General features: G+C 61.1%; 7 protein-coding genes and 1 pseudogene. 5 read left to right on the top strand and 3 right to left on the bottom strand.

Annotated features, from left to right (window positions below):
* The first annotated feature begins 187 nt into the window (after positions 1-187).
* On the top strand, positions 188-868 hold the full coding sequence (locus AB0N24_RS27165) for a VOC family protein (protein WP_364131625.1): 681 nt from the start codon (positions 188-190) through the stop codon (positions 866-868).
* Between the two features lie 920 nt (positions 869-1,788).
* Here the strand turns inward: AB0N24_RS27165 and AB0N24_RS27170 are convergent.
* Both AB0N24_RS27170 and AB0N24_RS27175 read right to left on the bottom strand, forming a co-directional pair.
* Positions 1,789-2,241, bottom strand: coding sequence for a hypothetical protein (locus AB0N24_RS27170; RefSeq protein ID WP_364131628.1), 453 nt, complete (start codon positions 2,239-2,241; stop codon positions 1,789-1,791).
* A gap of 253 nt (positions 2,242-2,494) precedes the next feature.
* Positions 2,495-3,397, bottom strand: a complete 903-nt coding sequence (locus AB0N24_RS27175) for a DMT family transporter (protein WP_364131631.1) — start codon at positions 3,395-3,397, stop codon at positions 2,495-2,497.
* A gap of 143 nt (positions 3,398-3,540) precedes the next feature.
* Between AB0N24_RS27175 and AB0N24_RS27180 the strand changes: the two are divergent.
* Both AB0N24_RS27180 and AB0N24_RS27185 read left to right on the top strand, forming a co-directional pair.
* Positions 3,541-3,681 (top strand): annotated as a pseudogene (locus tag AB0N24_RS27180) (AsnC family transcriptional regulator); the annotation flags it as partial.
* Between the two features lie 27 nt (positions 3,682-3,708).
* Positions 3,709-4,026, top strand: a complete 318-nt coding sequence (locus tag AB0N24_RS27185) for an Lrp/AsnC ligand binding domain-containing protein (RefSeq protein WP_364131641.1) — start codon at positions 3,709-3,711, stop codon at positions 4,024-4,026.
* Positions 4,027-4,159: 133 nt separating this feature from the next.
* Here the strand turns inward: AB0N24_RS27185 and AB0N24_RS27190 are convergent, their stop codons facing one another.
* Positions 4,160-4,834: a transposase gene (locus tag AB0N24_RS27190; RefSeq protein ID WP_364131633.1), complete on the bottom strand. Its 675-nt coding sequence runs from the start codon at positions 4,832-4,834 to the stop codon at positions 4,160-4,162.
* 351 nt (positions 4,835-5,185) lie between these two features.
* Here AB0N24_RS27190 and AB0N24_RS27195 point away from each other — a divergent pair, with 351 nt between their 5' ends.
* Both AB0N24_RS27195 and AB0N24_RS27200 read left to right on the top strand, forming a co-directional pair.
* On the top strand, positions 5,186-5,395 hold the full coding sequence (locus AB0N24_RS27195; RefSeq protein WP_364131636.1) for a hypothetical protein: 210 nt from the start codon (positions 5,186-5,188) through the stop codon (positions 5,393-5,395).
* 120 nt (positions 5,396-5,515) lie between these two features.
* Positions 5,516-6,166 (top strand): ScbR family autoregulator-binding transcription factor, encoded by a 651-nt coding sequence (locus tag AB0N24_RS27200; protein WP_364131639.1) that lies wholly within the window; start codon positions 5,516-5,518, stop codon positions 6,164-6,166.
* Positions 6,167-7,497: the final 1,331 nt, after the last annotated feature.

Below are 7,497 nucleotides of genomic sequence, written 5' to 3' on the forward strand. Positions count from 1 at the left end.
CTGGGAAAACTCACGCCAATCGAATATGAAACAATCAACCGGACCGCGCTCACAGCGGCCTAAGACCCCGAGTCAACAAAAGCCGGGGCAGTCCCGGTGATTTCGTTGGTTGATCGGCGGGGGTAATCTCCTTCGGGCGCACTTGACGGGGTGACCTGCGCGAAAACGCGCCCGATATAGTGTTGCTGTGAACGCGCGCATCGATCACTTGGTCATCGCCGCAGATTCGCTGGAACAGGGCGCGGCCTGGTGCGAGGCCACGTTCGGCGTCCAGCCCTCCGGTGGCGGCAAACACGCCTTGATGGGCACACACAACCGAGTGATGAACATCAGCACGGTGCGCTTCCCGCAGTGCTACATAGAGATCATCGCGATTGATCCTGAAGCGCCGGCGCCAGGTTGGCCCCGCTGGTTCGGGCTGGACCAGCCAGCGTTGCGCGAAGCCGTGCGCGAACTGCCCCGACTGGTCCATGCAGTCGCGCGGACGGACATGATCGAAATGCTGCGGCAGAGCCTGGCCAACTGCGCCCTCGACCCCGGCCTGCCGCTGGCAGTGCAGCGCGATACGGCGTACGGCCTGTTGAAGTGGCGCATCACAGTACGCGACGATGGCCGTACCGAATGCGCTGGCGCGTTGCCGACTTTAATCGAGTGGGCGGGAGCACATCCATGTGCGCACCTTCCAAAGACACCCTTGACGTTGCAGGAACTGGTATTGCGCGGGTTGCCGCAGGAGGCGCTCGACGTGTTGAAGCTGCCAGAAGTGCTAGCGACCCCTGTCGAGCCTGCCAACCCCGCGCCGCTCAGCGCCACGTTGAACTCGCCGCGCGGCACTGTGATGATCGATGCCTGGCACGCCGAAGACTGAACCCAAGCAGTTCCGTTCGCGGGGGCCTCTCGGGGCTAAGCTCGCACCATGAAGCCTCGCGGGTTACTTCTAGTCGGCCTTGGCGTCGGTGCCGCCGTTGTGGCCTTGGCACTCCTGCTGTTTAGCCGGCCGGGGAACGGGGTGTGCCCGGCCATGGGATACGCCTACGTCGGCCCAGTGGAGCTCCAATTTTCCCATGAACCCACGTCGGTCGCAGCCTGCTTCGAGGAAGACTGCACTCCAGCGCCGGTGGCCAAAAGCCCCGATGGCAAGTGGATGGTGCCCCAGTCAGCGCCTTACCTCGTCGCACCCGCCAGCGTGAGAACTGTCTACGTTGAAGCCGCGCTCTCGTCGGGTTCCCGCATTGCGCGCACATTTCCTATCGAAACGGAGCCCACCGGGGAGTATCCCAATGGCCGCGAGTGCGGAGGTCCGTACAGGTTCATGCCAGTTAAGGTACCGATCGGCTGAGCGAATCGATGGCCTCGCTTCCGGGCAGCCGTGCAGTACACCGACGGCCGAGGTACCCTTCCGGGCACCCGGGCTGACCCACCACCCCACGAAACACAGCCAAATATTTCTCGCACCCCCGCCCGCACAAACTGTCCCGTAAGACGGTCCCAAGCCGGGCGCACTCAGAGACCGACTACCTTCGCAGAAACAATGTTCGAGGAACGTTCCCTAAGACTCGTCCTGTGCATTCGCCGGTGACGGGGCGCCATCTGGCATACCTCCACACAAAGGATCAGCGTCGCGGCTTGTGTCCTGCCACCCGCAATCAGCGTGCTGCTAGGGTCAAAAACCTGACTGTTGCGACAGTCGTTGGAAACCGCCCAGCCTTGAGCTGTGGGGAGGGCTCCACCTGACCCCCATGGGCACAACCGGGACAATGCACCCCAACCGGCGGCCGCGGGTCTTGGTCAGCGCTTCAGGAACAGCGGGGGATAGTCCCCGTTCTGGGCATGGCGTACGAGGTCCCAGCCCAGGGACTGCCAGAACGCGTCCTCGCTCTCAGGCGGCCTGGCGAACACAGTCCTGCCGGGATGCTGCCGGCGCAGCAGTTCAATGGCCTGTGTGCCGAGCCCCTGGCGGCGGTACCCGCTGGCGACTTCCATGATGTCAATCTCCAGACCTTCCGCCGCTTCCAGGACGTCGTAACCGGGATCAAGGTCCGGGTGATCGACGACGATAAGGCGGGCAACTTGCTGCCCGGCCGTGGTGAAGGTGTAGAACAGGTCTGACGGGGATGCGGCGATGGCTTCGTTCGCCTGCCAGCACACCTGCTCGAAGTCCTCCGATGCCTCAAACGGCGAGAGCACCGAATGCCCGCGCGGTACCGGCCAGACCTGCCTGATCACCAGTTCATCGCTCATACGATCAATCTAGGCCCACACGCTCAAGGCATGCTCGCGGGGCCCGCCCTCGTCTGGGCGTCCGCTGGCGCGGCCGGCTGTTGGGTCCAGGGCGTCCGTCACAGAGCTCCGGCCGCCCTGGCCCTGATCTGTCTACGACGATGCTCCTGTAGTCGTCAAATCGTTTCGGCCGCTTGGAAGATTCTATTCTTCGGTGGCGGCCGCCACCTTCTCGAAGTCCCGCACAGACGGAGCCCAACTTCATTAGCGCGTTCTAGTGTTTGATCGAGCTTTGCTCTGCAGGGTTCATTTTTGAGGGCCGTCGCCCACTCCTGCCTCTTGGACGCACGATAAACGCCGCACCAACAAGGATCAGTGAGCAGCTGAGTACCTGCCAGAGGGTCAGCTTTTCGTGCAAGACGAAAACCCCTGCCACGACCGCAATAATCGGTGCGGTATATGTTGTGAGGGCTGCAATGGTCGGCCCGGCGCACTTGATGAGTGCGAAGAATGCACTAAAGCCGCCTGCTGTGCACGCAACTCCCAGCGTGATGAGGGCAAATACCGTGGTGTTCGAGGGTGCCCGGATCGGTTCGGCCGCCACTGCAATGGCGATGAGCAGGGGGGCAGCAGTCAGGATCATGGCGGCGGCGACTGTCAGTGCATCATGATCGCTAAACCAGTGATCAATCAGGATGGCACCCAGTCCGTAGGCAAGGGCTGCACCGGCGATGAGCAGCACCCCTGGTCCTGCACCTTCGAGCCCCAGGAGAGTGGTCACGCCTGTAAGCCCTATGACTAAGCCAAGCCATCCTAATGGGCTCAGCCAAGGCTTGCGGATGAGCAAGGGGGCAAGTATCGCAATGAAAATGGGTTCAGTTGCGATGATCACACCAGTTGTTCCGGAAGGAACGGACAGCTGTCCTACCGTAATCAGGCTTAAAGGCACGACGACCTCAACTACGGCCAGTACCAGCAGGGCGCGCCAGCGTTTTGTAAGCACCCGCCAGCGCTGCCGATGCAGCAGGAACGGCGCCATGACGAGAGCGGCTATGGTTACACGTGCGGCGGCGATTGACAGAGGTCCGATGTCCCTCAGTGCAATTTCAATGAAAAGGTAAGGCACTCCCCAAAGGAGCGAAACCAAGGCAAATAGCCCCCATGAGCTTGCTTTCACGCTACACCTGCCGGGTTGCCAAGAGCGATTGTTCCAACATGGCATCAGTCTAAGAAGAAGGCCGATGTCGGCGGAAGGCAACTTGTAAAGTTTTTAAGCCAAAGAATATGCATTTGGAAACTCGACGGGCTAAAATTTGAGACATGGTGACTCTGGATGACGTGGACTGGGAATTGTTGCGGCTGCTGCAGGATGATGCGCGCCTCGGATACAGAGAGCTCGCGCGGCACGTAGGGTTGACTGCCCCTGCGGTCGCTAGCAGAGTGCGACGTCTGGAGCGGCACGGGGTGATAACTGGCTACAGTGCCCGCGTGGACACCATTGCAGCTGGATATGCGGTTGAGGCTTTCATTCACGTTGCCAGTACCGGCAAGCTGCAGTCTTATGGGATCGCAACCCAAGCTATCGCCGACCCGTATGTCCTCGAGGATCATCGGGTGGCGGGCCAGGACGATCACATCTTGCGTGTGGTCGCGGAGACTATCCGGGACTTGGAACCTTTTATCGACTCGCTCCACGATAAGGGCAGCTCTGCGACATCTTTTATCTTCTCGTCGCCCAAGCGCTGGGCTCCGGTCGTACGGCCGGGAGCTAGGACAACAGACCCAGCGACTGAGCGTAAGGAGTGAATGAGTACAAACGGGACGCCCCGCAAGCCATATTGCGCAGTTGATCTCGTTTGTTCATCAGACCCCAGCCCAAAACCAGTAGATGATTTAAGTCCTATTGGTTTCAGTGATGCAATAGCCTCCCCTGAACGGCCTACTCCACAGCTCGGGATTCTGGCTGCTGTTTGGTTAGCCACTGGCGGTAGATTGCGGCGAGGTCATCGTCGCGGATCAGGCCTCGTTCCAGGAGGGAAATCTTGGAGGGCCATAGGCCAAGTTCGAGCGCGGCTGCTGTGATGGTGCAATCAAGTGTGGTGCGCAGTTGGCGCAGGTCGGTGTTGTCTGGTGCCGACTGGGGGTTGGTGATCTGGCGGTAGATTTCCCGGGCCGCGTAGCGATTGAGGCAGCGCATGATTTCCCGCTTGCTTTTGCCTTCGGCGGTGCGTTTGGCCACGTAGTCCTTGGTTCTTTGGCAGGACGCCATACGGACCACGACTACCGAATGTAAGGCGTGGTTTGCATGACGGTCGCCGCCTCTGCTGAGCCGGTGGCGGGTTGTTTTTCCTGATGAGGCCGGTATGGGTGCGACCCCGACGAGCGAAGCGAATTGTGCCTCGTTTCCCAAGCGGTCCGGGTTGTCGCCCACGGTGACCAGCAGCTGGCTGGCCACTTCCGTTCCGACGCCGGGCAGGTCGCAAAGCATTGGGGCGTAGGTGTCGAGGATTTCCTCGAGTGCGGCGTCTGTGGCGGTGATTTCTGCTGAGAGGGACTGGCAACGCGTGGCTAGGGCCTTCAGCGTCAGGAGGCAAACATAGGCCGGATCGCCCATATGTCCTGAAGGCCTGGTGCGCTGCAGGGTAGCGGGAACCGTAGGCCCTCATCAGCGCTGGGAGAGCGGCCACTACCAGGACGGCGGGAGCCGCGGCAGTGCGCTGGTTGTTGCGGCCGGGGCTACATTCCATCTGCTCTCAAACCGATCGCAGCCTGGTGACTGGCATTGGAGGCGTCATCAACGGTGCGGCCGGTGCGGGCGGTGCCAGGGCCGGTGCACCCGCAGCCCCCACGGCGCAGGGAACCACGGCCATGTCCGCCCCTGAAAGCTCCAGCGGCCCGGAGCCGGGCGGGGCCCTGGCAGGCCCTTCTGCGCCAAGAACGCTGACGGAAAGGACGTGCTCGGATCATGAGCGAGAACACGGCACAGGGAAAATTCGGCAACTGGCTCCAGCCCTCCTCTCCTGACTTCTTCGGCCTGAGCCTCGGCGGGGTCGTCATCTCGGCCGCGGGCCGGGTCTTCGGCCTGCTCAGCCTGATGCGGGGCCTGTTCAACTTCGGCCAAGGCTCGGGACTTCACGGGCCTCTCTGCGATTCACTGGGCGGCCGCTGGCATTAGCCTCCGAATCGGACCGGTTGACCGTATTGCTACGATCGGTAGGAGGATGCCGGCTTCTTGCGGGCATCGACTGAGTGAGGGTCCGGGAAGCAGCCGGATGGATGAGTTGAGGTTACATTCATGGTCCTTCAGGATCGCGCAAAGGCCACCCGCGAGGCGGTAATTTTCGGGGCTTCCGCGGTTTTCGAGGAGCACGGCTACGGCAGCGCGAGTCTGACTCAGGTATCCGAGGCAGCCAAGGTGACCAAGGGTGCTCTCTACTTCCACTTTCAGTCCAAGGAAGATCTGGCCCGAGCAGTCATCGAGGAGCAGCACCGGATCGTGGTGGCAGAGAGCGAAGCTCTCCTCGCGGAGAACCGACCAGCCCTGCCAACGATGATCCTCCTGTGCCGCGCATTCGGTCTCAAGTTAGTTCACGAACCTGTCGTCCGTGCGGGCATCCGTCTGACTCTAGAAGCGAGCGCATTCGGCCAGCTGGTGCAGGGCCCGTACCAGGACTGGATCGCCGTCATGGAGCAGCTGACTGATAGGGCCAAAAGGGAAAGGCAGGTGCGATCCTCCGTCGACTCCGCGGCCTTTGCCAGATACCTTGTTGCGTCGTTCACAGGGGTGCAGATGGTTTCCGGAGTGCTGACTGGCCGTGCTGATGTCATGCAACGGATCGAGGAGATGTGGGCTCTCCTTCTGCCAGGAATCATGCACCGAGATTTACACGAGGACCCGACGGCCCTTTCCGGGCTAGTTTCTGCGGTAAGTCTTAGCCCTGATTAGGACAGGCACATCACCGGCGCTGACGAATCCCAGTGGTCGTGAAATGAGCCCCCCAGTCAATAAAATCAAACCAACGGCCGCTCATAAAACCGGCCAACCGTATTGTTTATCGGGCAATGTTCACTTACGCTTGTCTCGGATCTTTCTCAAAGTTCCGGTAGCACGACGGGGCCGTGTCGGCGGCATTTCTTTGGGGGGCGCCGACACTGCTTCGTTGATGAGTCTGGGCAACGCCCAGGCCTTGGGCGAAGTCCCAAACTGTGCCGTGTGGGTGTATAAAGCAAGGTGCATTCCGGCGGCGCGACAGATTTCCCTTTGCCGAAGGGGACGCCCGCGCACTGGGTGGAATGTGCCAGAAGCGTCCGCGGCATGGTGGGTGTGCGGGATAATGAACCTTCTGTCCGCTGCACCAGCAGGCGCCCGATGCTTTGGATGGCCGGAATTCCGTTCCGAAAGGCTCGTGGTGCATCATACAGAGCTGCCGCGCCCCGGGCCTGGGGGAGTACCGGCTGAAATGCTTTGGACTGGTGAAGGTGGGTGTGTACTTTGCGCTCTTAGAGCTTCGGACTGGGTCGACCTGTGGCCGAACTCAGAGTTGCCGCGCCTACTGCAGGGGAGGGCGGCAGCGGATCGGATCGTAGGTCAACTGGGCAAAAAGGAAGTGTGGACAATGTCCACACTTTGGGTCTCGGACTGGGTCGTATGTGGCGCGGATCGGTCCGGACTCCACATGTTTCCGGGACTTCGCAGTGTTTGCAGGGGCTGGAATGCAGTTCGAGTCCCACCTCGGGCACGCATGACCCCTCGTCAGAGGGGTTTTTGCTTTAATGTGTGAACATTGTCCCTCGGAGGGTCCCTCTGACACTGGCCGCGGACTGTGCCGGGCGCCGCGATCGCCTATTCGGTTGTGTGGGTGGCGGGGTCAGGGTCCTGGCTGGTGGGCCCTCCGCTTGCTTGAATCTGGGGTATGTGCCGTCCTATCTGGCTGTTCCGGTGGCCAGGTGTTGGCCCTCAGTCATTCATGGTCATGGGTTGTGGTGACGATATGACGAAGGCGAGTTCTCTTCGATGATCTTCCTCGGATAGCTGTTTTCTCCGAACCAGACCGCGCGCTCATCGCGTGTTTGTCCGGCCAAACGGGGTGTGGACAATTTCCACACTTTGTCCACGGCCGGCTTTTCGACCCGCATTTTGATCCCTTCCTCATGGTTTTGCCTTTACCACTTCAGGCAGGTCCAGGCGACATGACTTTGCGGCCCAGACCCGCGGTTTCGCAGGAAGTTCCGGGTTCAGCGGGAAGGTCTCCGGAGGTGTCTGTGGCCGGCGTTCGA

It is taken from the genome of Arthrobacter sp. NPDC093128 (assembly GCF_040683875.1).
Taxonomy (GTDB): domain Bacteria; phylum Actinomycetota; class Actinomycetes; order Actinomycetales; family Micrococcaceae; genus Arthrobacter.

Excerpts from the sequence above, each read along its gene's own strand:
- AB0N24_RS27195 (WP_364131636.1), top strand. The coding sequence starts at position 5,186 with ATGAGCGAGAACACGGCACAGGGAAAATTCGGCAACTGGCTCCAGCCC.
- AB0N24_RS27170 (WP_364131628.1), bottom strand. The coding sequence starts at position 2,241 with ATGAGCGATGAACTGGTGATCAGGCAGGTCTGGCCGGTACCGCGCGGG.
- AB0N24_RS27190 (WP_364131633.1), bottom strand. The coding sequence starts at position 4,834 with ATGGGCGATCCGGCCTATGTTTGCCTCCTGACGCTGAAGGCCCTAGCC.
- AB0N24_RS27200 (WP_364131639.1), top strand. The coding sequence starts at position 5,516 with ATGGTCCTTCAGGATCGCGCAAAGGCCACCCGCGAGGCGGTAATTTTC.